The following is a 24,613-nucleotide window of genomic DNA, read 5'->3' as shown; positions in this document are numbered from 1 at the left end:
CGCTCCTGCATAACGCGTTTACGACAGCATCATATTGCTATCAATGTATTGCTTGATATCACATGGCCATAAGTTTAAATTTGACGCTGATTTTTTGACTCCTTCTCCTGATAAGGATCGACAGCATGGCAATGCGTCTGGCCGTGGTTCTTCTGTTTCTCTATTCCACCCCCATTCTTTCGGCTGCCCAGCCCGTTCCAGACGAGCCGGATGCGGCCCGCGAGCGCTTGATGAGTTTTATTGAAGACTGAAATGGACTGGCTTAATGATCAACGAAGTTGATGGTCACTATGGATAACCCTGAGTGGTTATCACCGCTTTTTTGATCGATTCTCTGGGCATCGAAACATGCCTGCGGAGAACATCATGGCCAGCGCAATCATCACTTCTGCCAAACACGGCGCCTACCTGACTATCGGTCTTTACGTAGTCCTGGTGCTGGTTGTCAGCCTCTCGCCTCAAACGCGCCAACCTCTTGAAGCGCCGATTCAAGTCACTCATCCCCGTATCCAGTTTGAACACCGTTCGCACAGCGCGATGGTCGATCAGGCTGAACTCGCAGGAGTCGCCGGGGAATGAAAGGGCACAGACTTTGGGTCATCGCCTTCCTGGCGTTCATGACCAATGGATCTTCCTTGTTGGGGATCGGACAGGGCTCGGCGGGGTCGGTGGCGCGGACTATCGAAGCGAATCACAACCTTGCTCGCAACATTGAAACCGCGAAGGCCCTGGGGCTGCTGGCCGGCAACCCACCGATCAAACGCCAGGGCAGTTTTTTCGGGCCGTTCCACGTGGATTGCTCGGCGTTGGAGATGTGTGCAGTGTTGGCGTGAATGCCAGCAGCCACAATGGACCGTTACTTCGCCATTATTCCGATGAAAAGCTCCGACTCCAGAAACCGCTGCAACCAATCCTGCAAACGGCGATAGGGCGTCTGCCCGAACCACTCGCGATCCACATGGGCGAATTGCCGCACGAACGGCATCAGCGCCACATCCGCCAGGCTCGGATGCTCGGCCAGCAAGTAGTCGCGTCCCTCCAGCAACTCATCGAGCCTGCGCAAAAACACCTCGCCCTCGGCGCGATAAAACACCATTGGCTGCTCGGGGTATCGCTCGGCGTACTTGTAGCGATTCAGGTGCACCTTGAACACCTGATCGTTTTCTTCGATCAGCTCGGCGATGAGTTGCTGACCGACAGGATCATCCTTGAGCAACCAATCCTGCGGATCGTTCTGCGCCAGGGCCCAGTGCATGATCGCCAGGCTTTCATCGATCACCTGACCGTCGACGCTCAGTACCGGCACCGTGCCTTTGCTCGACAGCGCCAGCATTTCCGCAGGTTTGGCCTTCAGGCTGACCTCGACGATATTCACCGCAACGCCGGAATAACGCAGGGCCATGCGCGCCCGCATCGCGTAGGGGCAGCGGCGGAAGGAATACAGCGTATTCATTTCACCTCCAGCGTACTCAGGCCGTTGCCCTGACGGCGGACCTGAATCTGCACCGGAATCCGTTCATGCATTTCCTGCACGTGTGAAATCACCGCGACTTTTCGTCCCTGCGCTTGCAAGCCGTCGAGAGCATCCATGGCTAGTTGCAGGGATTCCGGATCAAGGCTGCCGAAGCCTTCATCGATGAACAATGATTCGATTTTCAGCGTGCTCGATGCCATCGATGCCAGGCCCAAGGCCAGGGCCAGCGACACCAGGAACGTCTCGCCGCCGGACAACGAATGCACCGAACGCAGTTCATCACCCATCTCGGTGTCCATCACCAACAAACCGAGCATGCTGCCGCCACGTTTGAGGCGATAGCGCCGCACCAGTTGGCGCAACTGAACGTTGGCGTGATGCACCAGCAGGTCGAGGTTGTAGGCCTGGGCGATCTTGCGGAAGGTGTCGCCCGTGGCCGAACCGATCAGTGCATTCAAACGTGCCCAGCGCTGGTATTCGGTGTAGGCGTCGGCGATCTGCTGCGCGAGGGCCTGATTGGCATTTTGCCGGCGCTGATCCTCGGCCTGTTCGGCGCGCAGTTCGGCGCAACGGTGTTCGCCGGCGGTGAACAGGTTTTGTAGCTCGGTAAGCGCTATCGCCAGTTGTTCGGCGTCGAGATTGCCGTTGTGCTGTGCCTGGTGATTGAGCAGACGCTGATCGCGTTCCTGCAACAGAACCTTGGTTTGTTCGATGGCTTTTTCGCTTTGCTGCAATTGCTGACGCAGTTCGCTGACCTGCTGGTCGTCGACACTCAGCAGATCTTCCAGACCACCGTCATCCAGTTCCGGATGCAATGCGCGCCAGTCGGCGATCTTGCCGCTCAGCTCGCGATCTTCGGTTTCCAGCGCCTGCGAGCGTTCCTGCTGGGCCTTGAGTTCGGCGCCCAGTTGCACCAGCCGCGTACGCACGGATTGCAGTTCCTGATTGGCCGTCGCCTCAGCATTGCGCGCCTGTTCGACGGCTTGATCCAGTTTCTGCTGCCACTGCTCGGCGCTAGTGTGTTCGCCGAGCAGTTGCGTGAGTTTTTGCTGGCAGACCTGTTGCTGGTCGGCGAGGGCGGTGAACTGCTGGCGGGCCGTTTCCAACTGCTGGATGCGCGTGAGTTGGCGGTCCTGTTCTTTCTCCAGCGTCTGCTGCCGTTGTTGCTGCTCGCCGAGTTCATCGCGTTGCTGATCGAGTTGTTCCAGCCGCTGGGCGATCTGCCGGTCCAGTTGCATGAAGGTCGCGGCCGGTTCGTGGCGCAGCGCTTGCAGCGTATCGGCCGGGAGCAGGGTGCTGAACGCCGTCAACTCCTCGTCCAGACGCTGGTGATCACTGCTCAACTCACGTTGCTGGTTGGCCAGGTGCTGGGCAGCTTGCTGGCTCGCCGCTTCAGCGCTACGCAGTTGCTGTTGAAGGCGCGCGGCGTCCTGTTGCAGGGTGAGCAGGGCGGTTTGCCGTTGTTCGTCCTGAGTGATGCTTTGGTTCAACTGGTTGTTTTGCTGCACCAGCCAGGCATCGCGTTTAGCCGCATCCTGCGTCAACAGCTGCGCAGATAACGGATGTGCTTCAAGGCTCGGTGCCAGGTTCTGCAGCTGGGTCGCGAGGTGTTCTTGCTGTTGCAGCAACTCCTTTTGCTGCGCAATCACGCCGCCCACTTCTGCGCGCAGTTCAGTGAGCTTTTCTTTCAGCAGGTCGACGGCTTTTTGTGCGTTGGCCTGTTCGCTTTCATCATGCCGGCCAAGGCTCTGCAGCAGGGCTTCGGGCTGATGATAAGGATGGTCGGGGCTGCCGCAGACTGGGCACGGCTGATCGTCTTGCAACTGCTCGCGCAGTTCTTCGACGCTGGCGCTGCGGGCCAGACGCTGGCGTTCCAGCAATTGGCGGGTGACGGTCAGGGTTTGTTCGGCAACGACCAACTCGTTCTTGGCCTTCACACCGTCCTGGGTCAGACGTTCTCGTTCTTGCTGAGCGGTCAGCTGGCGCTGCTGGAGTTCGGAAGCGAGCTTGTCCAGTTCCTGCTGACTGGCCCACAGGCGCGTCAGCTCTTCAAAGGCCCGCTGCTGCTTACGGTTATCCTGCAACAGACTACCGAGAATCTGAATCTGCTCGGCCACCGCTTCCGGTTCGGCACCGGCCTCCTTGTACAGCACTTCAAGGCTCTGGCGCTGAGTGGACAGGTCCTCGGCAGCACGAGCGGCGCTCTGTTCCAGGACAGCCAGTTCGGCCTGTCCCTTGTTCAGGCGATTGCCGATCAGCATCAGCTGTTGCAGGCGATCACGGTAGGCGTTCCAGGCATCGCTCAACGGCGCCAGAGGGGTGCTTTGCTCAAGCTCTGTGGCGATTCGTTCCAGGCGTGACGCGACCTGTTTCTGTTGGTCGAGCAAGCCTTGGATCGTGTTTTGGCCCTGAGTGCAGGCCAGTTCCGCCTGCTGCTTGAGGTCGGCACTGAGACTGGCGTCTTTGACCAGACGGGCGAGGGTGCTTTGCTCTTCAAACGCCTGACGCAGCAGTGGAGCGCTGGTGGTGCGTTGGCTTTGGGCTTCGACGAGTGCGGTCTGCGCGGCGCTCAGGCTGTGTTCGAGTTGCGCTTGGCGCTCATTCAGTTCGGTTTGCTGTTGGGTGTGCTGCTGAATCTGCGCGGCCAGCGGTGTGAGCTGGGCAGTGAGTTCTGTTTTGCGGGCGAACTGGTGCCGTTGCGGGGCCAGTTGCTCCAGGCGAGTCAGCTTCAAACGTTCGCCGGCCAGAACTTCCCAACGCTGCTGGGCCGATTGCAACTGCTCGGTGGCGCTCTGCTGCTCGTCCTGCAATTGACGCAGGTCCTTGAGCCAGGTGTGTTGCAATTCCAATTGCTTGAGCTGCGCTTGCTGGGTCTTGAGTTGTTGCTGAGCCTCGCTGAAGCGTTCATCGAGTTCTGCCCGAGCTTCTGGCGACAATGGCGTCACGCCGGTGGCCTGGTCCTGCAGCAGCTTGTGGGTTTCGCGAGCTTCTTTGGTTTTGTCGAAAGCCCGGCGACCGAGGCGCGTATAGAGCGCGGTGTCGGTGAGTTTTTCCAGCAGTTCGCTACGTTCGTTGTCGTTAGCCTTGAGAAAAGCACTGAATTCACTCTGGGCCAGCAGCACCGCGCGGGTGAATTGCTCAAAGTTCAGGCCCAGTACGGATTCGAGATGGATTTTGAATTCAACTTTCTGACTGGCCAGCAGTTGATCCAGATCGATGTCGCGCAAACTCTGACGGCTGGCTTGCAGCTTGCCGCCGGCCTTCTCGCGGGCGCGATTAGCTTCCCAGCGAGCGCGGTAGCGACGGCCATCGATGCCAACGAAATCTACTTCGGCATAACCTTCACCCGTGCCACGACGCAGCAGAGTGCGGGGGTCGCCAGTGCTGATCTCGCCGTCAGCGTCTGGCGCTTTGGCAGACACCTGAGCATTGCTAAGCCGAGGCACAGCACCGAACAGCGCCAGGCACAAGGCGTCGAGCAAGGTGCTTTTACCGGCGCCGGTCGGCCCGGTGATCGCGAACAGACCGGCGCTGGCCAACGGCTCAGCGGTAAAGTCGATTTCAAAGGGGCCGGCCAGTGAGGCGAGGTTTTTCAGGCGGATCGCGAGGATCTTCATGGTTGTTCGCTCTCCATCTGCACGTCTTGCAACAGCTCGGCGAAGTCCTTGAGGGTTTGCTCGTCGACCTCGCTGCCGTAATTGTCCTGCCAGGCGCGGCTGAACAGTTCCTGAGGTGAGAGCTGGTCGAGTTCGATCAAGGTCGTGCCGTCATCGACGCCATCGCGGCTGCCATTGCCGGCATATTCAGCGGCGATCCGCACCAGGCGCACGGCTTTGCCTTGCAGGGCGGTTTCCACTTGATAACGCAAGTCGGGTTGCGGCTCATCGAGGCGCACCCGAACTTCCAGCCACGGCTGGCGTTGGATATCGGCCAGCAGGTCGATGTTCGGCAAGTCGGCCAGTTGCAGCAGGATTTCCGCCAATGGCGCGGGACCGATGCGTTGCAGATTCACCGCCCGGGGGATCAGTTTGGGTTCGACGCTGATCAGGGTTTCGCCCTCGAGTTTGATGTCGAGAATCTGGTGCTGATAGCCAATCTCGGAGAACGACAACGGAATCGGCGAGCCGCTGTAGCGGATACGTTCCTCACCATTGACCTTCTGCGGCTTGTGCAAGTGGCCGAGGGCGACGTAACTGATGCTCGGCCCGAACAGGCTGGCGGGCAGCGCTTCGGCGTTACCGATGATCAGGCTGCGCTCGGAGTCTTCCGAGACCGAACCGCCGGCCATATGCGCGTGGCTGATGGCGATCAGCGCCTGACCTGGTTTGCGCTTGGCATTGGCCGCTTCGATCAGCCATTCGTGAACCTGACCGATACCGCGCAGGTAGTTGTCACCCAGGTGCGCGCCGGTTACTTCGGCGGGGCGCAGGAACGGCAGCGCCAGGCACCAGGCGACGATTTTGCCTTTGGCATCCGGCAATGGCAGCAACAAGCGCTCGGCGTCGAGTTGACCGTCATCCAGCCACAGCACACGACCCAGCGCATGCGTGCGCAAACGGCGCATCAACGGCGCGGGCAGTTCAATGCGCGAGCCGGAATCGTGGTTGCCGGCGATCATCACGATGGTCAGCTTCGGCTGTTGTTCATGGGCACTGACGATGAAGTCGTAGAGACGTTCCTGGGCTTTGACCGGCGGATTGACCGTGTCGAAGATATCGCCGGCGATCAGAAGCACGTCTGGCTGGTCCAGCTTCAGCTGACACAGCAGCCACTCAAGGAAACAGCCGTGTTCGAAATCGCGTTCCTGGCCGTGCAGGTTCTGCCCGAGGTGCCAGTCGGAGGTGTGAAACAGACGCAAGGTGAACTCCGTAGGAAATAAGGTGATGGCCGCGAGGAAAATGACAACGGCGAAAGGGGAGAGAGTTTACTGGCAAAAGACCGGGGATGCTGAAAGCCTTGAAAGATAGCCTGTCGATTGGGTGGTGCAGCTTCAGTATGGTAGAGGGCAGTCGAACGCTGTTGCGCAGCATCAGGGAGTTTTAATGTTTAAGGAGGCGTCATGACTCAACAGTTACTTCAACTTGATCAAGTGTCGTACAACCTGCCCGACGGGCGCGTTCTGTTCGATCACTTGAACCACACCTTCAGTGCCAGGGCCACCGGCATCGTGGGCGCCAATGGCTGTGGCAAGTCTTTGCTTGGCCGGCTCCTGACGGGGGAGCAACTGCCCACAAGCGGCATCGTCCGTCGCGAAGGGCGGGTTTACTCCGTGGCCCAGTTACTGGAACCCGAGCGCTATCCCAGCGTTGCCGCACTGGCCGGGGTGGCCCCTATTCTGGCGGCACTGGATCGCATTGCCCAAGGCAGCGTCGACGATGACGACCATTCGCTGGCAGTCGATCAATGGGATTGCGCCACACGCCTTGAGGCGGAGCTGCAGCAGATCGGCCTGGGTCATTTGAATGCCGACGCGCGCACCGACGCACTCAGTGGTGGCGAACGGCAACGGGTGGCGTTGCTGGGGGCGTGGTTATCCAGAGCCGACTGGCTCATTCTGGATGAGCCCAGCAACCACCTGGATATTGATCAGCAACACAAGTTATCGCAGCAGATCGATCGCTGGCCCAATGGCCTGGTGTTGATCAGCCACGACCGGGGTCTTCTGGAGCACGTGAACGAAATTGTCGAGCTTTCACCCTTGGGGCTGGCGGTTTATGGCGGCAACTACAGTCAGTATGCGGCGGCACGCGAGCAGGAACAGCAGTCGTTCCAGTCGGCATTGCAAGGTGAGCGGGCGCAGGCCAAGCGCGAGCAACGTGAGATGGCCGTGCAGATGGAGCGTCAGCAACGGCGTAATGCGCGCGGCGACCGTCAGGCCCGTGACGGCAATCAGACCAAGCTGATCACCAACGCCCAGAAAGAACGCAGTGAAAACAGTCAGGGAAAATTGCGCCTCAATCAACAGGTGGCCCGGGAGCAGCAGCAACAACGGATCGCCGAGGCCCGTGCGCGGTGCGCGCCGGACATTCAACGCATGATGTTGTCTCCGGAAAGCGTAGTGCCCAATGGCAAACTGATTGTGCAGCTCAACGACGTCATTCTCCCGTTCGGTTACGCGGCGCCGCTCAATCTGACGCTGACGGGGCCTATGCGCATGGCAATCCTGGGCGCCAACGGCAGCGGCAAGTCGACCCTGTTGCGAGTGATCGCCGGCCAACTGCCGGTGCGCGAAGGCGAACTCATTCGCAGTTGCCATGTTGGCTGGCTGGATCAACACGCCGGATTACAGTCCCCCGAACGCACGGCGGTGCAATGGCTCTACGAGAGTAATCCGCAGTTGCCCGAAGCCGAGGCGCGAACCCGGTTGGCGCAGATGGGCATTGATGCGGATCGTGCGACGCTCAAGACCTGTCAGTTGAGCGGCGGCGAACGCCTGAAAATAGCACTGGCTGCGCAGTTATATGCACAGCGGCCACCGCAATTGCTATTGCTGGACGAACCGGACAACCATTTGGACTTGCCCAGTAAAATTGCGCTGGAGCAGATGCTCAATCAGTACCAAGGGGCTTTGATCGTCGTCTCTCACGACAGCGCTTTTTTACAGGCCATTCATCTGGACGCCGAGTTCCATCTCAACAGCTAGGGACCGTTACTTCGGATAAAGCGGCGGCAATCCGCTGTCGCCCACCGGATCCTGAGCCCGCTCGGCAATCGGAATTGCCTTGATCGCACGCCACAGATCGCCACCTTGCCAATGTTGGCCGGTTTCGCTGTAGAGCGCGCCGTTCAAGCCATCGAGGGCGTCGGACAACGGCACAAAACGCGCCGCCATATCGGCCAGGGTTTCCGGTTGTTGCCGGGCCCAGGCGTCGAGGGCCTGGCGGGTGGCGTGGGAGTCGTTGGCCTGACAGGCGCGCTTGAGATCGTCGAGCACGGTGCGCGGGCTCGGGCCGGTCTGCGCCGCGCGCAGGATCGCCGGTTGCCAGCGGGCGCGCCACCAGAGACCGAAGCCCAGCAGGGTGGTGCAGGCCAGGATCAGGCTGCTAAGTTTCCACCACCAGAGGGCTTCATTGTCGGCCGCGGAAAAGACTTGAGGCGTGCCGGCCGGGGTGTCGACCATCAAGCTCGGATTATTCGCCACTGGCAGGGTTCGGGCCGGCAGACTGCTGTGATCCAGGTGGTCCTCGAAGGTGTTCCACCAGACCACTTCAACCGCGGGCAACTCGATTGCGCCGCTACGCGTGGGTACCAGCGCTTCACGGTCTTCGCGACTGCCGATCAGCCCGCGCTCGCTGTTCTGGTTGCCCAGCACCGGTTGATCGGGGTAGCGCCGCAAGCCGTTGACGTCGGTGGCGGGCAGCGGTGGCAATTGCGAACTGTCCAGCCCCTCAGCCTTTACCGTCAGGCTGCGGGTCAACGAATCACCCACCTGCGCATGATCCGGTTCTGGGTTCCAGCTTTCGCTCAGGCTGAGGCTACGGGCCGGCAGCCATGGCATGTCGGCCGGGTAGGTGATGGGTTTGGCTTTGACCGTCAGCAGAATCTCGGCGGAGCTGACCCGCATCAGCTTGCCGGATTTCGGTGCCTGGGAGGCGGCGTCCTGGGCGGGCTGTGCGTCCACGAGTGCAGCATTAAATATCTGCGGCGGAATGACCAACTCACCGCTGTGTTGCGGGTAGATCGCGTAGCGCATCTCGATCACGCCGTGGCGCTGGCCATTGATGTCTTTCTCGTAGGTGCGCGCCTCGCCCAGTTGCTCGATGCGCACATCGGGGATCTGCAAGGGGGGCAGGCTGCTGTCGTCGTACAGCGACACCGAATGGTAGATGCGCAAGGTCAGGATCGCCTGGGCCTGCACGTACACGCTGTTTTGATCGAGGCTGGCGTCGATGAACACCGGGGCCCGTTTGGTCAGGCTGTCCTGGGTTTCGGTTTCGACCACTTGCACGGTGATTGGCTGGCTCTGCACGTCACCCAGTTGCAGTGACGGAATCACCACGCTGCCGTTCTGCCGAGGCAGTAGGGTGATGATCCAGCGGGTGGTCGCACGGTTGTCGCCATTCAGGGTGGTCAACTGGTTGACCTGACGGGTGCCGCGCACTTCGAACAGCGGCTCCAGCGGTGTCAGATCAGGCTTGCCGAACTGCGTCACGTCGTTGGATTCCAGGGTCAGTTCAATCGTCTCGCCGCTGTTCAGGCGACTGCGATCGACACTGGCGACCAGCCCGGCTGCCTGTGCCTGAACAGTGCAGAGCAACAGGGCGGGCAGCAGTGCGAGCAAGAAAGCGGTGAAGCGGGTCATCGAGTTTTTCCCTGATCCTGATGTTGTTGCTGTTCGTACCAGAATTTGCGTCTGAGCAATTCACCCGGGTCATCCGGGATCTTGCGCAGCCATTGTTCCAGCGCCTGGCGCTGTTCACCATCGATGCTATCGCTGGCCGGGCGCATCGGTGGTCGGGTGCTGTCTTCATTCCCCAGCTCGCTGCCCGGGACTTCATTGGTGCCGGGTTTCGACGACGTTTTGCTCTGTTGGTCGGAGTCCGTCGTGGCTTGTTGGCCGTCGGTTTTCGGTTCGCCCTTATCCGACGGTTGAGTGGCCGCGCCCGGCGGCGGTTCTTGCGTGGGGGGCTCGGTCTCGTTGCCGGCGTTTTTGTCCGGTGCAACGGGCGGTGGAGTGTTTTTCTGCTTGAGCAGACTTTCCACCAGCGTCTTGTTGGTCAGGGCCGGGCGCAAATCCGGTTGACGCTCCAGCGCCTGTTCGTAGGCATCCAGCGCGGCTTCCAGCTCACCGCTTTTGGCCAGGGCGTTGCCACGATTGTAGTGGGCGTGGGCGTCGCTGCCTTCGGCGAACCGCTGGGCGGCGCCGCTGTAGTCGCCTGCCTCGTAGAGCGCCACACCTTGCCATTGTCGATCTTCGAAATGCTGCGCAGCCTCGGACGGACGCTTCTGCTTCAGCAAGATCAGACCCTGTTGGTCGGGTCGCAGCCACAAATCGTTGAAGTCGAAGGCATAACTCGGTTGTGGCAGCAGCAAGAGCAGTGGCAGGCAGAACAGCCAGCCGCGACGACCGGCGCACGCCGCCAGCAACAACAACGGCAACAACAGCCAGTAACCTTGATCGGCCCACGTATCGAGGCGCAGGGTCTGGCCGTCGTTGCGCAGCGCGCGTGGACCGTCGAGCAAGCCGAGGGCGCGCAAGTCGGCATCGTCCAGGCGCGCGTGGCGATAAAGTCCGTCCAGGTCGTTGGCAAAGGCTTTCAGGCTGGGTTCGTCCAGATGTGGCACCAGAATCGCACCTTGGTCATCCTTCAGAAAACTGCCGTCCTCCTGGGTGATCGGCGCCCCTTCGGCAGTGCCGATACCGAGCATCAGAAATTGTGTCGACTTGCCGTCCAGCGCCTGCTGAATCCCTTGTCGTTCCTGTTCGGTCAAGGTTGAACCGATCAGCAGGATCCGCCCGTCACCGAGGGCACCCTGATCCAGCAGGGCAAGGGCCTTGGTCACCGCGAGATCAGCGCGATGTCCTGCTTGGGGCATCAGCGAAGGCTTGAGGGCATCCAATAGATTGCGGCTGGTCGACAGGTCATCCGACAGCGGGACCAATGTGTGAGCGCTGCCGGCGTAGACGACGATCGCGGTCTGGGCATCGCTGCGGTTCTCCAGCAGGTCGAACAGTTTGCGCCGGGCCTGTTCCAGCCGGTTGGGTGGTACGTCGGTGGCGAGCATTTCCGGGGTCAGCTCAAGGACCACGACCAGCGGGTCGGCGGGTTTCTGGCTGGCTTGCTCGACACGTTCCCAGCTCGGCCCGAGCAGCGCCAGAACGGTCAGCACCCAGGCACATCCAAGGATGACCCACGGCAATTTGCTGTCGCGACCGTTGCCACCACTGAGCAACGCCGCATGGAAGGCCGGTGGCAGAATCATCTGCCAGCGCCCGGCGCGTTTCTGCCGATGCCAGAGTTGCCAGAGCAACCAGCCGAGCAATGGCAACAACAGCAACCACCAAGGGCGGAACACGTACGGCCAGAGTGCACTCATCGGCGCCTCCGCAGACGCAGGCGTTTAAGCCGCTGGCGCCAGTCGGGCAGTTGCGATTGCAAAAACAGATCCTTGGTAAACAGTCGCCGCAACGGGTTGTCCGGCCAGCGCTCGCGAACCACCAACAGCATGCTCAACAGCAACGCTATCGCCAAAGGCCAGTGGTACAACGCCTGCGCCGGGCGGGCCTGAGTCGGTTGCTGGGTCACCGGTTCCAGTTTGTCGAGGGTGTCCTTGATCGCTCGCAACTCCTTGTCATCGTGGGCGCGAAAATACTGGCCGCCCGTGGCTTCGGCGATCGCCATCAAGGAGGGTTCATCGAGGTCGAGGCTCGGGTTGACCCCAAGGAAACCCAAAGTGCCGCTTTGCTCCGGATCGGCGCCGATACCGATCGGGTAGATTTTCACGCCTTCGCTAGCTGCCAGTCGCGCAGCCGTGAGCGGATCGATTTGGCCACCGTTGTTGGCGCCGTCAGTGACCAGAATCAGTACGCGACTGTGTGCCGGGCGTTGGCGCAGGCGTTTGAGGGCCAGGCCGATGGCATCGCCGATGGCGGTGTTCTTGCCGGCGATGCCGATCCGCGCTTCGTCTAGCCACACGCGCACCGTGTGCCGGTCGAACGTCAGCGGTGCTTGCAGATACGCCTGGCTGCCGAACAGGATCAGGCCGACGCGATCGCCGTCGCGACTTTCAAGGAAGTCACCGAGCAAGTGCTGAACCAGCGTGAGTCGACTGACCTCTTCGTCCTGCCATTGCATGTCGGGGTAATCCATCGAGCCAGACACGTCGACCGCTACCAGCAGATCGCGACCGCTGGCGGCGATGGGCAGCGGTTCGCCAAGCCATTGCGGGCGCGCCGCGCCCATCAGGAGCAACAGCCACAGCAGCATGAACGGTGCCTGTTGGCGCCAGGCCGGCAGGTTGGCCCGAGCCCGGCGGCGGGCCAGGCCTTCGAGGTCGCCGAGGAAGCTGACTTTGAGCGCCGGCTCGCCACTGTCGGCGACAGGCAGCACGACGCGCATCAGCCAGGGCAGCGGCAACAGGGCAAAGATCCACGGCCAGGCGAACTCAAACATGTTTACGAATCCAGGTGTCGACAGCCTGCGTCAGGCCGGCGATGGCCTTGTCGTCGAGTTTGCATTCGGGTTTGTAGGCGCCTTCGACCAGCACCATCCAGCGGGTCAGGCCGGCAGCCGGGCAACGATTGTCGAGGAATGCCAGCCATTTGCGCCCATTGAGGGTATGGCTCTGGCTGTAGGGGTAATGGTTGCGGCACAGGCGTTTGAGCAAACCGTTGAGTTGCTGCAACCAAGCACCGGCCGGAGCGCCGTCGTAGGGTTTGGGCATCCGCGCCAGTTCTGCCAGCGCGGCGAGGCGCACCGGGTCCAGCGGTTGTTCGGCGCGCACGATAGGGCGTTTGTTCGCAAAGAAGTGCCTGGCCTTCCACAGACCGAAACCGATCAGAGGCAGTAACAACAGCAACAGCCACCAGCCCGGCGCCGGTGGCCAGAATTCGATCGGTGGCGGGGAAATCAGTGGTTGCAGTTGATCGAGGCTGCTCATCGGCCTTTCCCCGGTTTCTGCGGGTTCAGGTACTCGCGCAGTTGCTCGACCATCTCGCTCTGGGTGCTCAGGGGCATCAGCAAAACCCGCAGCTTCTGCGCCAGCAGCTCCCAGCGAGCGATACGCGCTTCGGCCTGGGCGCGATAGGTCTGGCGCAGCTCGAAATTCAGGGTGTCGAGTTCCAGTTGCGCACCGCGTTCGGCGAAACGTAAAAGTCCGGCGGCGGGCAAGGCGTGATCCAGTGGATCGGATACGGGCAGCAGCAATAGATCGCAATGCCGCGACAACAAACTCAGCTGTTGTTCGGCGCCCTCGGTCAGGGTGCGTTCGTCGCAGATCACGATCACCAGGCTGCCGGGACGCAATACTTCCCGGCCGCGACGCAGGGCAATGTTGAAGGCGTCCCGGTCCGGCTCGCTTTCCGTGTGCAGCGACTGATTGACCCGCACCAGACGGTTGAGCAATTGCAGCAGGCTCTGTTTGCTGCGTCGTGGCTTGATTTCATAGTGCTCGTTGTTGCCAAACACCAGTCCGCCGACCCGATCGTTATGACCCAGTGCAGCCCAGCCGATCAGGCTCGCGGCCTGGGCGGCGAGCACCGATTTGAACATCAGTCCCGAGCCGAAAAACAGCCGGCGACTTTGTTCGACCATGATGAAAATCGGCCGCTCGCGCTCTTCATGGAACAGCTTGGTATGGGGTTCCTGGGTGCGGGCGGTGACGCGCCAGTCGATGCTTCGCACGTCATCGCCGGCCTGATAGACCCGCACCTGATCGAAGTCCACCCCGCGTCCGCGCAGTTTGGAGTGGTGCAAGCCGATCAGCGGGCTGCGCTGGCTCGGTGTGGAAAACAATTGCACTTCACGCACGCGATGGCGCATCTCGATCAGCTCGGCGAGGCTGACACGGATGCCCGGCTCGGGCGGCAGGAGGGCGTTCATCGGGGTCAAGCGACGGCTACGACGTCGAGAATCCGCTGGACCACCCGGTCCTGGTCGATGCCCGCGGCTTCGGCTTCAAAGGAAAGAATGATGCGGTGACGCAGCACATCGAACAGCACCGCTTGAATGTCTTCCGGGCTGACGAAGTCGCGACCGGCCAGCCAGGCGTGGGCCCGGGCGCAACGGTCGAGGGCGATCGAGCCGCGTGGGCTGGCGCCATAGGCGATCCACTCGGCCATCTCCGGGTCGAACTTGGCCGGGGTGCGTGTGGCCATGACCAGTTGCACCAGGTATTCCTCCACGGCGTCGGCCATGTACAAGCCGAGGATTTCCTTGCGCGCGGCAAAAATCGCCTGCTGGCTGACCCGGCGCTCGGGCTTGGTTTCGCCGTTCAGTGCTTCGCCACGGGCCTGTTGCAGGATCCGACGTTCGACGGCGGCGTCCGGGAAGCCGATTTTCACGTGCATCAGGAAGCGGTCGAGCTGGGCTTCGGGTAACGGGTAGGTGCCTTCCTGTTCGATCGGGTTTTGCGTGGCCATCACCAGGAACAGCGGCGACAGGTCGTACGTGCTGCGCCCGACGCTGACCTGGCGTTCGCCCATGGCTTCGAGCAGGGCGGATTGAACCTTGGCCGGGGCGCGGTTGATTTCGTCCGCCAGCACCAGGTTGTGGAAGATCGGGCCTTGCTGGAACACGAAACTGCCGGTTTCCGGGCGGTAGATTTCCGTGCCGGTAATGTCCGCGGGCAACAGGTCGGGGGTGAACTGGATGCGATGGAACTGTGCTTCGATGCCTTCGGCAAGTTCTTTGATGGCCTTGGTCTTGGCCAGGCCCGGAGCGCCCTCGACCAGCATGTGGCCGTCGGCGAGCAAAGCGATGAGCAAGCGCTCGATGAGTTTTTCCTGGCCGAGAATCTGCGTTGAAAGAAAGGTTCGCAGCGCTAGCAGCGCTTCACGATGTTCCATCGATGACTGTTCCTGGAAAGGGTGACCGAAGACGTTCGAATAACGCCAGGGCTGGGGGCGTTACTTTAATCTATCGCGGGGGGCGGCGACTAACGGCATTTTGTGCAAAGTGTGGGAATAGACGGGCGAAATTGTTGGAGATGTGTAGGCACGGGGTATTGCGGTGTTCTTTCGTACGCCTTCGCGGGCAAGTCGGATCGCCGCACCGCTCGCTCCTACAGGTATTTGGGTCAGACGCAATATTGCGACCGCCTCGGTACTGTAGGAGCGAGGCTTGCCCGCGAAGGCGCACGCTCAGACGCCATCAGAGCTCGCTGACATAGGTACCAGTGTCTTTAAGGATGTTTTGCAGTGTTTCTTCCACTTCCGGCAGATCGCTCGCATCAGTGCTGTGAATGATTTCCAGCGAATCATCACCATTCAGCGCATCGGCGTCAGCGGCAGCGATTTCGATCAGCAGACGGGTAGGGCTGAGGGTGACTTTCACGCCGTCCAGGGTCGAAGGCTCGTCGCCGAGGCTGATGTCCAGCGCGTCCTCGTCCGGGTAACGGGTCATCAGGAACATATCGCCCTGATCGCTGTGGCAGCAGAGCATGGCCATGTTGTCTTCTTCGTCGTCGCATGGGTTGACGATCAAGAGGGCGGTGGTCATTTGCATGGGGAATTCCTGGCTCGACGAGCGTTGTGAAGACGAACAAAGGGCGATTCTGCCAGCAGACGGGAATTTCTGCTCGCCTGGTTGTCAGAGGATGTGTCGTGAACACCTGGGGTGTTGCTGGTCATTTCTGGTGCGGATGAGCCGCAAAACCGGGCTTAAACCCCCCGTTTTGCCGTGCGGCTGCTAGTGTTGTTCGATGCACAAGGCGCAAGCTGCGTACCGATGACCGAATATGTCGCAGCGCTGCAAGCACGGGGCTTGCCGCACTGGTTAAGCTGCGCAACGGATGAGCACCTGTAAAGACATTGCGCGATGCGTTGCCCAGTCGTTTTTGCAGATGCCCATTCATGGAAGGTGAATGTGACCTGAGTGTCTCGTCCAGCTTCACCCACCTGTCATTCTGTTTCCTCTGCCCGAGAATCAGGAACAGGGTGACGGATTACCCCGAAAGGGGTTTGCACGCGACGCTTCCATCAATAACAAGCCCAAGCGGAGTACCACAGATGGCGTTCTTCACCGCAGCCAGCAAAGCCGACTTCCAGCACCAACTGCAAGCGGCACTGGCCCAGCACATCAGTGAACAGGCACTGCCACAAGTGGCGCTGTTCGCGGAACAATTTTTCGGCATCATTTCCCTGGACGAGCTGACCCAGCGTCGGTTGTCCGACCTCGCCGGCTGCACCCTTTCTGCGTGGCGCCTGCTTGAGCGCTTCGATCACACGCAACCGCAAGTGCGCGTCTACAACCCCGATTACGAACGCCACGGCTGGCAGTCGACCCACACCGCGGTCGAAGTCTTGCACCACGACCTGCCATTTCTGGTGGACTCGGTACGCACCGAGCTGAACCGTCGCGGTTACAGCATCCACACCCTGCAAACCACTGTGCTGAGCGTGCGTCGCGGCAGCAAGGGCGAGCTGCTGGAAATCCTGCCGAAAGGCACCCAGGGCGACGACGTGCTGCAAGAGTCGTTGATGTACCTGGAAATCGACCGTTGCGCCAACTCGGCCGAATTGAATGTGCTGAGCAAGGAATTGGAACAGGTTCTCGGTGAAGTCCGCGTCGCGGTCGCCGATTTCGAGCCGATGAAAGCCAAGGTCCAGGAAATCCTCACCGGCCTGGACACTAGTCAGTTCGCCGTCGATCCAGAAGAAAAAGCCGAAATCAAAAGCTTCCTGGAATGGCTGGTGGGCAACCACTTTACCTTCCTGGGCTATGAGGAGTTCGTGGTTCGCGACGAAGCCGATGGTGGCCATATTGTCTACGACCAGGACTCCTTCCTCGGCCTGACCAAACTGCTGCGCACCGGCCTGACTTACGATGACCTGCGCATCGAAGACTACGCCGTGAACTACCTGCGCGAACCGACCCTGCTGTCGTTCGCCAAGGCTGCACACCCAAGCCGTGTACACCGTCCGGCTTACCCGGATTACGTGTCGATCCGTGAAATCGACGCCGACGGCAAGGTCATCAAGGAATACCGCTTCATGGGCCTGTACACCTCTTCGGTGTATGGCGAGAGCGTGCGGGTCATCCCTTACATCCGTCGCAAGGTCGAAGAAATCGAGCGCCGTTCCGGCTTCCAGGCCAAGGCTCACTTAGGCAAGGAACTGGCGCAGGTGGTTGAAGTGCTGCCGCGCGACGATCTGTTCCAGACCCCGGTGGATGAGTTGTTCAGCACCGTGATGTCGATTGTGCAGATCCAGGAACGCAACAAAATTCGCGTGTTCCTGCGTAAAGACCCGTACGGCCGCTTCTGCTACTGCCTGGCCTACGTGCCGCGTGACATCTACTCCACCGAAGTGCGCCAGAAGATCCAGCAAGTGCTGATGGATCGCCTGAAAGCCTCGGACTGCGAGTTCTGGACCTTCTTCTCCGAATCCGTGCTGGCCCGTGTGCAGCTGATTCTGCGCGTCGATCCGAAGAACCGTCTGGACATCGACCCGGATCTGCTGGAAAAAGAAGTGGTGCAAGCCTGCCGCAGCTGGCAGGACGACTACGCCAGCCTGACGGTTGAAAGTTTCGGTGAGGCCAGCGGCACCAACGTGCTGGCCGACTTCCCGAAAGGCTTCCCGGCCGGTTATCGTGAGCGTTTCGCCGCCCACTCGGCTGTGGTCGACATGCAGCACTTGCTGAGCCTGAGCGAAAAAAATCCACTGGTGATGAGCTTCTATCAGCCACTGGGTCAGGTGTCCGGTCAACGCGAGCTGCACTGCAAGCTGTACCACGCCGATACGCCGCTGGCGCTGTCCGACGTGTTGCCGATCCTGGAAAACCTCGGTCTGCGCGTGCTGGGTGAATTCCCGTATCGCCTGCGTCACAACAGCGGCCGCGAGTTCTGGATTCACGACTTCGCGTTCACCGCCGCCGAAGGCCTGGAACTCGACATCCAGCAACTCAACGACACCTTGCAGGACGCGTTCGTCCACATCGTGCGCGGGGATGCCGAGAACGATGCGTTCAACCGTCTGGTGCTGACCGCCGGCCTGCCATGGCGCGACGTGGCGCTGCTGCGTGCCTACGCCCGTTACATGAAGCAGATTCGCCTGGGCTTCGACCTGGGTTACATCGCCAGCACCCTGAACAACCACACCGACATCGCTCGCGAGTTGACCCGGTTGTTCAAAACCCGTTTCTACCTGGCCCGCAAGCTCGGTACTGACGATCTGGAAGACAAGCAGCAACGCCTGGAACACGCGATTCTGGCCGCTCTGGACGACGTCCAGGTGCTGAACGAAGACCGTATCCTGCGTCGCTACCTGGACCTGATCAAGGCCACCCTGCGGACCAACTTCTACCAGACCGACGTGCACGGTCAGAACAAGTCCTACTTCAGCTTCAAGTTCAACCCGCACCAGATTCCAGAGCTGCCGAAGCCAGTACCGAAGTTCGAAATCTTCGTTTACTCGCCACGCGTCGAAGGCGTGCACCTGCGCTTCGGCAACGTTGCTCGCGGTGGTCTGCGCTGGTCCGACCGTGAAGAAGACTTCCGTACCGAAGTCCTGGGCCTGGTAAAAGCCCAGCAAGTGAAGAACTCAGTCATCGTGCCGGTGGGCGCCAAGGGCGGCTTCCTGCCGCGTCGCCTGCCACTGGGCGGCAGCCGTGACGAGATCGCGGCCGAGGGCATCGCCTGCTACCGCATCTTCATCTCGGGCCTGTTGGACATCACCGACAACCTGAAAGACGGCGCGCTGGTACCGCCGGCCAACGTCGTGCGTCATGACGACGATGACCCGTACCTGGTGGTCGCTGCGGACAAGGGCACTGCAACCTTCTCCGACATCGCCAACGGTATCGCCATCGACTACGGCTTCTGGCTCGGCGATGCATTCGCATCGGGCGGCTCGGCCGGTTACGACCACAAGAAAATGGGCATCACCGCCAAGGGCGCGTGGGTTGGCGTTCAACGTCACTTCCGCGAACGCGGCATCAATGTTCAGGAAGACAACATTACTGTGGTCGGCGTCGGCGACATGGCCGGTGACGTGTTCGGTAACGGCTTGTTGATGTCCGACAAGCTGCAACTGGTCGCAGCGTTCAACCACTTGCACATCTTCATCGACCCGAACCCGGAGCCGGCCAACAGCTTCGCCGAGCGTCAGCGCCTGTTCGACCTGCCGCGTTCGGCCTGGTCGGATTACGACACCAGCATCATGTCCGAAGGCGGCGGGATCTTCTCCCGTAGCGCGAAAAGCATCGCGATTTCCCCGCAGATGAAAGAGCGCTTCGACATTCAGGCTGACAAGCTGACCCCGACTGAACTGCTGAACGCCTTGCTCAAGGCACCGGTGGATCTGTTGTGGAACGGCGGTATCGGTACTTACGTCAAAGCCAGCAGCGAAAGCCACGCCGATGTCGGCGACAAGGCCAACGATGCACTGCGCGTGAACGGCAACGAACTGCGCTGCAAAGTCGTGGGCGAGGGCGGTAACCTCGGTATGACCCAGCTGGGTCGTGTCGAATTCGGCCTCAATGGCGGCGGTTCCAACACCGACTTCATCGACAACGCCGGTGGTGTGGACTGCTCCGACCACGAAGTAAACATCAAGATTCTGCTGAACGAAGTGGTTCATGCCGGTGACATGACCGACAAGCAACGTAACCAGTTGCTGGCGAGCATGACCGACGAAGTCGGAAACCTGGTGCTTGGCAACAACTACAAGCAAACTCAGGCCCTGTCCCTGGCGGCCCGTCGTGCCTTGCCGCGGATTGCCGAATACAAGCGTCTGATGAACGATCTCGAAGGCCGCGGCAAGCTGGATCGCGCCATCGAGTTCCTGCCGGCTGAAGAGGCGATCAACGAGCGCATCGCGGCGGGCCATGGCCTGACCCGTGCCGAGCTTTCGGTGCTGATCTCTTACAGCAAAATCGACCTCAAGGAAGCGCTGCTCAATTCCCAGGTGCCGGACGACGACTACCTGACACGCGACATGGAAACCGCTTTCCCGCCGACCCTGGTGAGCAAGTTCTCCGACGCCATGCGCCGTCACCGTCTGAAGCGTGAGATCGTCAGCACCCAGATCGCCAACGATCTGGTCAACCACATGGGCATCACCTTCGTTCAACGACTGAAAGAGTCGACCGGCATGAGCCCGGCGAACGTGGCCGGTGCTTACGTGATCGTGCGTGACATCTTCCACCTCCCGCACTGGTTCCGGCAGATAGAGGCCCTGGACTACCAGGTTTCCGCTGACGTGCAACTGGAACTGATGGATGAGCTGATGCGTCTGGGCCGTCGCGCTACGCGCTGGTTCCTGCGCAGCCGTCGCAACGAGCAGAATGCTGCCCGTGACGTCGCGCACTTCGGTCCACATCTGGCCGCGCTGGGCCTCAAGCTCGACGAACTGCTGGAAGGCCCGACTCGCGAAGGCTGGCAGACCCGTTATCAGGCTTACGTTGCGGCTGGCGTTCCTGAGTTGCTGGCGCGCATGGTTGCAGGCACCACTCACCTGTACACCTTGCTGCCGATCATCGAAGCGTCCGACGTGACCGGTCAGAACGCAGCCGACGTGGCGAAGGCTTACTTCGCCGTGGGCAGCGCGCTGGACATCACCTGGTACCTGCAACAGATCAGCGCTCTGCCGGTTGAAAACAACTGGCAGGCCCTGGCCCGTGAAGCGTTCCGCGATGACGTCGACTGGCAACAACGTGCGATCACCATCTCCGTCCTGCAACAGGGCGACGGCACCCAGGACGTGGAAACCCGTCTTGAGCTGTGGATGGAAGAGCACGAAGGCATGATCGAACGTTGGCGCGCCATGCTGGTAGAAATCCGTGCCGCCAGCGGCACTGATTACGCCATGTATGCGGTGGCCAACCGTGAGTTGCTGGATCTGGCGTTGAGCGGTCAAGCGGTAGTGCCAGTCACTGCCACTAGCACTGCCAGCGCTGAGTTGGAACCGGCGGCCTGATCAGGCGCTGAATGAAGAAGCCCCGTCTCGAAAGAGGCGGGGCTTTTTTTGCCTGAAGGTTTTGTACCGTCTGCTCGCGAAGGAGCCATCAACCTCAATACAACTTTGTGCCTATATTATTATCGATCATCGACACTTTAGCTGTCGGCCTGGTCAATAAATTACTGAGCGACTGGTCAAACTTCTGCAAGGCCCGAACTTGCACATTCTGTTGTTCGTTAATGTCGGCAACTATCTCTTCGCTGCGTTTATAGTCCGCCCATACCGGGCTCAGTTCTTTAGCGTCATGCCCTTGTGCAGTGCCGATGTAGTTGAAGTTGGTATCGTAGAACGCTGCGCTGACATTCGCGCTGATATCCGAACTGCGCGACGTCATCAGTTGACTGCGCGTGTCGACGACGGCAACCACGTCCGGTTTAGCGGCCCTGAGACTTTGCATGTCCGGGTACACCGTCACCGATCCAAATTGACGTTGCAAGGACGCCTTGACCCAGTCCACCGCCAGGTCGGGTTTGGAGGTGGCGACGTAGGCATCGTGGATCGGCTGCACCAGCAGGCTTTGGCCGAAACCGGTGCCGGCGTTGGCCTGGTAATCCTGAAGGTAGGCGCGGTTGGTCTGAGTGTTGCGGCTGTAGACGATGCCCAGGGACACGTTGCTGCCATTGGCGACACGCGTGGCACTGCTGCGGCCAACCGGCTCGGTGAAGATGCCGTCGAGCGAAGAAACAGCCTTTGGTGCAGTGGGTATTGAACAGCCCGTTAAAAGAATCGTCATCGTCATGGTGCTGACAAGTGCAAGTTTCATGGTGTTTCTCCCGTGAAACAACTTGAATCGGAAAGTTAATAGGCCGGACACAGTCGGCGGAGATTCCAGACTAAACCTGTCGTCACTGAATGAAATGGCCAATCACCGCACTTGTCAGGTGGCTACTAGTTTTGTTTGGTTTAAAAGGCCCTGGTTAATTGCGCCGGGAAATAAAAAGGCCCGAATGCTTAATTCGGGCCTGATTATTTATGGCTGGCGCAACAGCTATCAGTTTTCCAAAGGGATCAATACTTTTTCGTCGGGCGCTAACACCATAAACACCAACAGTTTGGCGGGTTTAGTGGTACTGGCATTTTTCGAGACCAAATGCTCCGAACCGGCCGGTTCGTACCAGTATTCACCGGCCTTGTAAGTGATCGCCTTTTCACCTTTGACCTGGGAGATGATTTCTCCCGAAATGACGTAAGCCATGGCCGTGCCCTCGTGCTTGTGGGCGATGGACGACTGGCCGGGCAGATAGTCGACCTCGATCATCAGCGCTTTTTTATTGGGCACGTTTTTCAACATCTGGTCCTGCAACACGGTGACCTTTTCCGAAGGGGCGGCTTCATGAGCGAATGCCGTGGCGGAAAAGGTCAGGGCCAGGGCGGCGAGGGGCGCAGCACAGTAGCGGAAGGCGTTCATGGGTTATCACCTGCTGTGGTTAGTGTCAGGCACCACAGTAAGTCTCGGTCAATGCCAATCAAACAGCCAATTTTCGTGAAGGCGAGGGGACCAATCATGCGCGTTGAAAAAACAAGATCGCCGCCTCCAGCCACTTCTGCAGGGGTACCCATAGCCCTGTAGGAGTGGCCGAAGGCGGCGACCTAATTTTTAAACGATAGGAAAGCTGTTGAAATCGACGGCGTTGGCCAGGCGGCTGTCGATCAGGCCGATAAAGCCTTGTACTTCAGGGCAGTTGAAATGCATTTGCATGGCCGCTTCCGATTGCCAGCGGGCGCTGACAGTCCAGCGGTTGTCGTCCTCGGGGCAGCGGTCGACCATATAGGAATCGCAGCCCGGTAGTTCGCGCAGGGTGTCGACAATCTTTTGCAGTTGCTTGCCCAGTTCGTCCGAGCGGCCGGCGGCGGCCTGCACCTTAACGGTATTGATCACTTCGTTGGACATTGCTCACACTCCTGAATCAGGCCGGACGAATCCTGCTCATTGAGGGATAACGCTTATGCAGGATAGGCCTGCATCCCCGGACCACCAATAGCCAATCACGGGATAAAAACGCAGACCAATCCTGTCAGGCGACCTGCTGCAAAATGTCCCGCAGGCGGTCCAGGGCGATGTCGATGTCCAGGGTTTCAATGGCGCCAAAACCCAGGAAAAGCCCGGCCTGCGGCGCTTGCTGGTAGAAAAAACTACTGATGGGGTAGAGCCCGACTTCGACTTTTTTTGCCAATTCGATCACCAATGGAATATCGATAGACACTTTGCACATAACCACCATGTGGAACCCGGCGGTGGTCGGGACAGCCTCTAGCCACGGTGACAGATCGCCAGCCATGCGCTCGAGGATCCGCTCACGACGCCCGGCATAGATCGCATGGCAGCGCCGAATGTGCTTGAGCAGACAGCCTTCGGCGATGAACTTGGCCAGCGCCCATTGGGGCAGGGTGGAGGTGTGCAGATCGGTGAGTTGCTTGGCGCGAATGACCGCGTCGAGAATCGCTGGCGGCAGGATTGCATAACCCAGGCGCAGCTCCGGTAGCAGAGTTTTCGAAAAGGTCCCGACGTAGGCGACAATGCCGCGTTCGTCCATGTTTTGCAGCGAGTCGGTGGGCCGGCCTTCGTAGCGGAATTCGCTGTCGTAATCGTCCTCGATGATGATCGCGCCCAACTCATGAGCCCGCTCCAGCAGCGCCACCCGGCGCGCTTGGCTCATTGGCATGCCGAGCGGGAACTGGTGGGACGGCGTGACGTAGATCAGCCGGGTGCCAAGGGGGATTTTGTCCACCTGAATGCCTTCCGCATCCACCGGGACGCCGATCACCGTGGCGCCGTGGGTACCGAACAACAGGCGTGCGGGCGGATAGCCGGGGTCTTCCATGGCGACAATGCTGCCAGGACGCGTGAGCACCCGGGAGATCAAGTCCAGCGCCTGTTGCGCGCCGTTGCACACCACAACGTCTTCGTCCTGGCAATTGACCCCGCGGGAAAACGCGATGTGCCGGGCGATCGCATTACGCAGCGCCGGCAGGCCTTCGGGCATGCTGTAGAAGCCCTTGGACGCAGCGATTTGGCGCAAGGCGTGAGCGGTGCAGCGCCGCCAGTCATCCTGGGGGAACTGGCCCTTGCTGGTGGCGCCGCCGATGAAGTCGTAGCGCAACGAGCCTTCCAGCGTTGGATGGCGCAGGAACACCGGCAGGTTGCGCCAGGACTCGATGACCTCGGCACTGGCCAACTCCGAATGACTCTGTTTACGGGTGGTTTTCGCCGGTCGGGCGTTGACGTAGGTGCCTTTGCCGATGACCCCGGTGAGGAAGTTTTCGTAGGTCAGCTGCGTGTAGGTGTCGGAAATGGTCTTGCGGGAAATGCCCAGTTGTTCAGCCAGCAAACGACTGGGCGGTAGCTGCGTTCCGGCTGCCAGACGACCGGATTCGATGGCGCTGCGCAGTTGGTTATACAACTGGCCTGCCAGGTCCTTGCGGCCGTTTATGACAACGTGAAGTTCCATACCGGCGAGGCTCCTGGGGCGATTGAGGCGCGTGTGCGTCGGGCCAGATTACCCGCATGAGCGCCTGCGAAA

At 60.3% G+C, this 24,613-nt stretch carries 19 protein-coding genes; 5 read left to right on the top strand and 14 right to left on the bottom strand.

Going from position 1 to position 24,613, the window contains the following annotated elements; translation table 11 throughout:
• The first annotated feature begins 125 nt into the window (after positions 1-125).
• The 3 genes from QFW87_RS14085 to QFW87_RS14075 all read left to right on the top strand — a co-directional run bounded on the left by QFW87_RS14085 (position 126) and on the right by QFW87_RS14075 (position 833).
• Positions 126-251 carry a hypothetical protein gene (locus tag QFW87_RS14085; protein ID WP_255141673.1) on the top strand — a complete coding sequence of 42 codons (126 nt, stop codon included), beginning with the start codon at positions 126-128 and terminating at the stop codon, positions 249-251.
• Between the two features lie 115 nt (positions 252-366).
• Positions 367-579, top strand: coding sequence for a hypothetical protein (locus QFW87_RS14080; RefSeq protein WP_283190814.1), 213 nt, complete (start codon positions 367-369; stop codon positions 577-579).
• Positions 576-833: a hypothetical protein gene (locus QFW87_RS14075; RefSeq protein ID WP_283184345.1), complete on the top strand. Its 258-nt coding sequence runs from the start codon at positions 576-578 to the stop codon at positions 831-833. Before QFW87_RS14080 ends, QFW87_RS14075 begins: the two co-directional genes overlap by 4 nt.
• Before the next feature lie 23 nt (positions 834-856).
• Here the strand turns inward: QFW87_RS14075 and QFW87_RS14070 are convergent, their stop codons facing one another.
• The 3 genes from QFW87_RS14070 to QFW87_RS14060 are packed head-to-tail and all read right to left on the bottom strand — an operon-like array spanning position 857 to position 6,332.
• Entirely contained in the window at positions 857-1,453 is a 597-nt protein-coding gene (locus QFW87_RS14070) for a glutathione S-transferase (protein WP_283190813.1), read from the bottom strand.
• Positions 1,450-5,091, bottom strand: a complete 3,642-nt coding sequence (locus tag QFW87_RS14065; RefSeq protein ID WP_283190812.1) for an AAA family ATPase — start codon at positions 5,089-5,091, stop codon at positions 1,450-1,452. Before QFW87_RS14065 ends, QFW87_RS14070 begins: the two co-directional genes overlap by 4 nt.
• Positions 5,088-6,332, bottom strand: coding sequence for an exonuclease SbcCD subunit D C-terminal domain-containing protein (locus tag QFW87_RS14060; protein WP_283190811.1), 1,245 nt, complete (start codon positions 6,330-6,332; stop codon positions 5,088-5,090). The genes QFW87_RS14065 and QFW87_RS14060 overlap by 4 nt, the downstream gene beginning before the upstream one ends.
• Before the next feature lie 201 nt (positions 6,333-6,533).
• Between QFW87_RS14060 and QFW87_RS14055 the strand changes: the two genes are divergently transcribed.
• Complete coding sequence (locus tag QFW87_RS14055; protein ID WP_283190810.1) at positions 6,534-8,117, top strand: ATP-binding cassette domain-containing protein; 1,584 nt, start codon at positions 6,534-6,536, stop codon at positions 8,115-8,117.
• 6 nt (positions 8,118-8,123) lie between these two features.
• Here QFW87_RS14055 and QFW87_RS14050 read toward each other — a convergent pair whose 3' ends face one another.
• The 7 genes from QFW87_RS14050 to QFW87_RS14020 all read right to left on the bottom strand — a co-directional run bounded on the left by QFW87_RS14050 (position 8,124) and on the right by QFW87_RS14020 (position 15,639).
• Positions 8,124-9,776 carry a BatD family protein gene (locus QFW87_RS14050; RefSeq protein ID WP_283190809.1) on the bottom strand — a complete coding sequence of 551 codons (1,653 nt, stop codon included), beginning with the start codon at positions 9,774-9,776 and terminating at the stop codon, positions 8,124-8,126.
• Complete coding sequence (locus QFW87_RS14045) at positions 9,773-11,512, bottom strand: tetratricopeptide repeat protein (protein WP_283190808.1); 1,740 nt, start codon at positions 11,510-11,512, stop codon at positions 9,773-9,775. Before QFW87_RS14045 ends, QFW87_RS14050 begins: the two co-directional genes overlap by 4 nt.
• Positions 11,509-12,588, bottom strand: coding sequence for a VWA domain-containing protein (locus tag QFW87_RS14040; RefSeq protein WP_283190807.1), 1,080 nt, complete (start codon positions 12,586-12,588; stop codon positions 11,509-11,511). Before QFW87_RS14040 ends, QFW87_RS14045 begins: the two co-directional genes overlap by 4 nt.
• On the bottom strand, positions 12,581-13,075 hold the full coding sequence (locus QFW87_RS14035; protein ID WP_033054673.1) for a DUF4381 domain-containing protein: 495 nt from the start codon (positions 13,073-13,075) through the stop codon (positions 12,581-12,583). Before QFW87_RS14035 ends, QFW87_RS14040 begins: the two co-directional genes overlap by 8 nt.
• The gene (locus QFW87_RS14030) at positions 13,072-14,016 is read right to left on the bottom strand and encodes a DUF58 domain-containing protein (protein ID WP_283190806.1); all 945 of its coding nucleotides are present in this window, start codon (positions 14,014-14,016) and stop codon (positions 13,072-13,074) included. Before QFW87_RS14030 ends, QFW87_RS14035 begins: the two co-directional genes overlap by 4 nt.
• A 5-nt stretch (positions 14,017-14,021) precedes the next feature.
• Complete coding sequence (locus tag QFW87_RS14025) at positions 14,022-14,981, bottom strand: MoxR family ATPase (RefSeq protein ID WP_064677924.1); 960 nt, start codon at positions 14,979-14,981, stop codon at positions 14,022-14,024.
• Between the two features lie 304 nt (positions 14,982-15,285).
• Positions 15,286-15,639 carry a hypothetical protein gene (locus QFW87_RS14020; protein ID WP_283190805.1) on the bottom strand — a complete coding sequence of 118 codons (354 nt, stop codon included), beginning with the start codon at positions 15,637-15,639 and terminating at the stop codon, positions 15,286-15,288.
• A gap of 503 nt (positions 15,640-16,142) precedes the next feature.
• On the opposite strand from QFW87_RS14020, the gene QFW87_RS14015 reads away from it, so the two are divergent.
• Positions 16,143-21,050 carry an NAD-glutamate dehydrogenase gene (locus tag QFW87_RS14015; protein ID WP_283190804.1) on the top strand — a complete coding sequence of 1,636 codons (4,908 nt, stop codon included), beginning with the start codon at positions 16,143-16,145 and terminating at the stop codon, positions 21,048-21,050.
• Positions 21,051-21,144: 94 nt separating this feature from the next.
• Here the strand turns inward: QFW87_RS14015 and QFW87_RS14010 are convergent, their stop codons facing one another.
• From QFW87_RS14010 to QFW87_RS13995, 4 genes are all read right to left on the bottom strand, one after another.
• Positions 21,145-21,855, bottom strand: coding sequence for an ATPase (locus QFW87_RS14010; RefSeq protein ID WP_283190803.1), 711 nt, complete (start codon positions 21,853-21,855; stop codon positions 21,145-21,147).
• A gap of 228 nt (positions 21,856-22,083) precedes the next feature.
• Positions 22,084-22,500, bottom strand: coding sequence for a cupin domain-containing protein (locus QFW87_RS14005; RefSeq protein ID WP_283184357.1), 417 nt, complete (start codon positions 22,498-22,500; stop codon positions 22,084-22,086).
• Between the two features lie 189 nt (positions 22,501-22,689).
• Positions 22,690-22,983, bottom strand: coding sequence for an antibiotic biosynthesis monooxygenase family protein (locus QFW87_RS14000; protein WP_095128281.1), 294 nt, complete (start codon positions 22,981-22,983; stop codon positions 22,690-22,692).
• A gap of 124 nt (positions 22,984-23,107) precedes the next feature.
• Complete coding sequence (locus QFW87_RS13995) at positions 23,108-24,541, bottom strand: PLP-dependent aminotransferase family protein (RefSeq protein WP_283184358.1); 1,434 nt, start codon at positions 24,539-24,541, stop codon at positions 23,108-23,110.
• Positions 24,542-24,613 lie beyond the last annotated feature (72 nt).

The sequence above is a fragment of the Pseudomonas sp. PMCC200344 genome (assembly GCF_030053095.1).
Classification (GTDB): Bacteria; Pseudomonadota; Gammaproteobacteria; order Pseudomonadales; family Pseudomonadaceae; genus Aquipseudomonas; species Aquipseudomonas svalbardensis.
The sequence above is the reverse complement of the archived record's forward strand: the minus strand, read 5'-3'. Positions and strand labels throughout refer to the sequence as shown.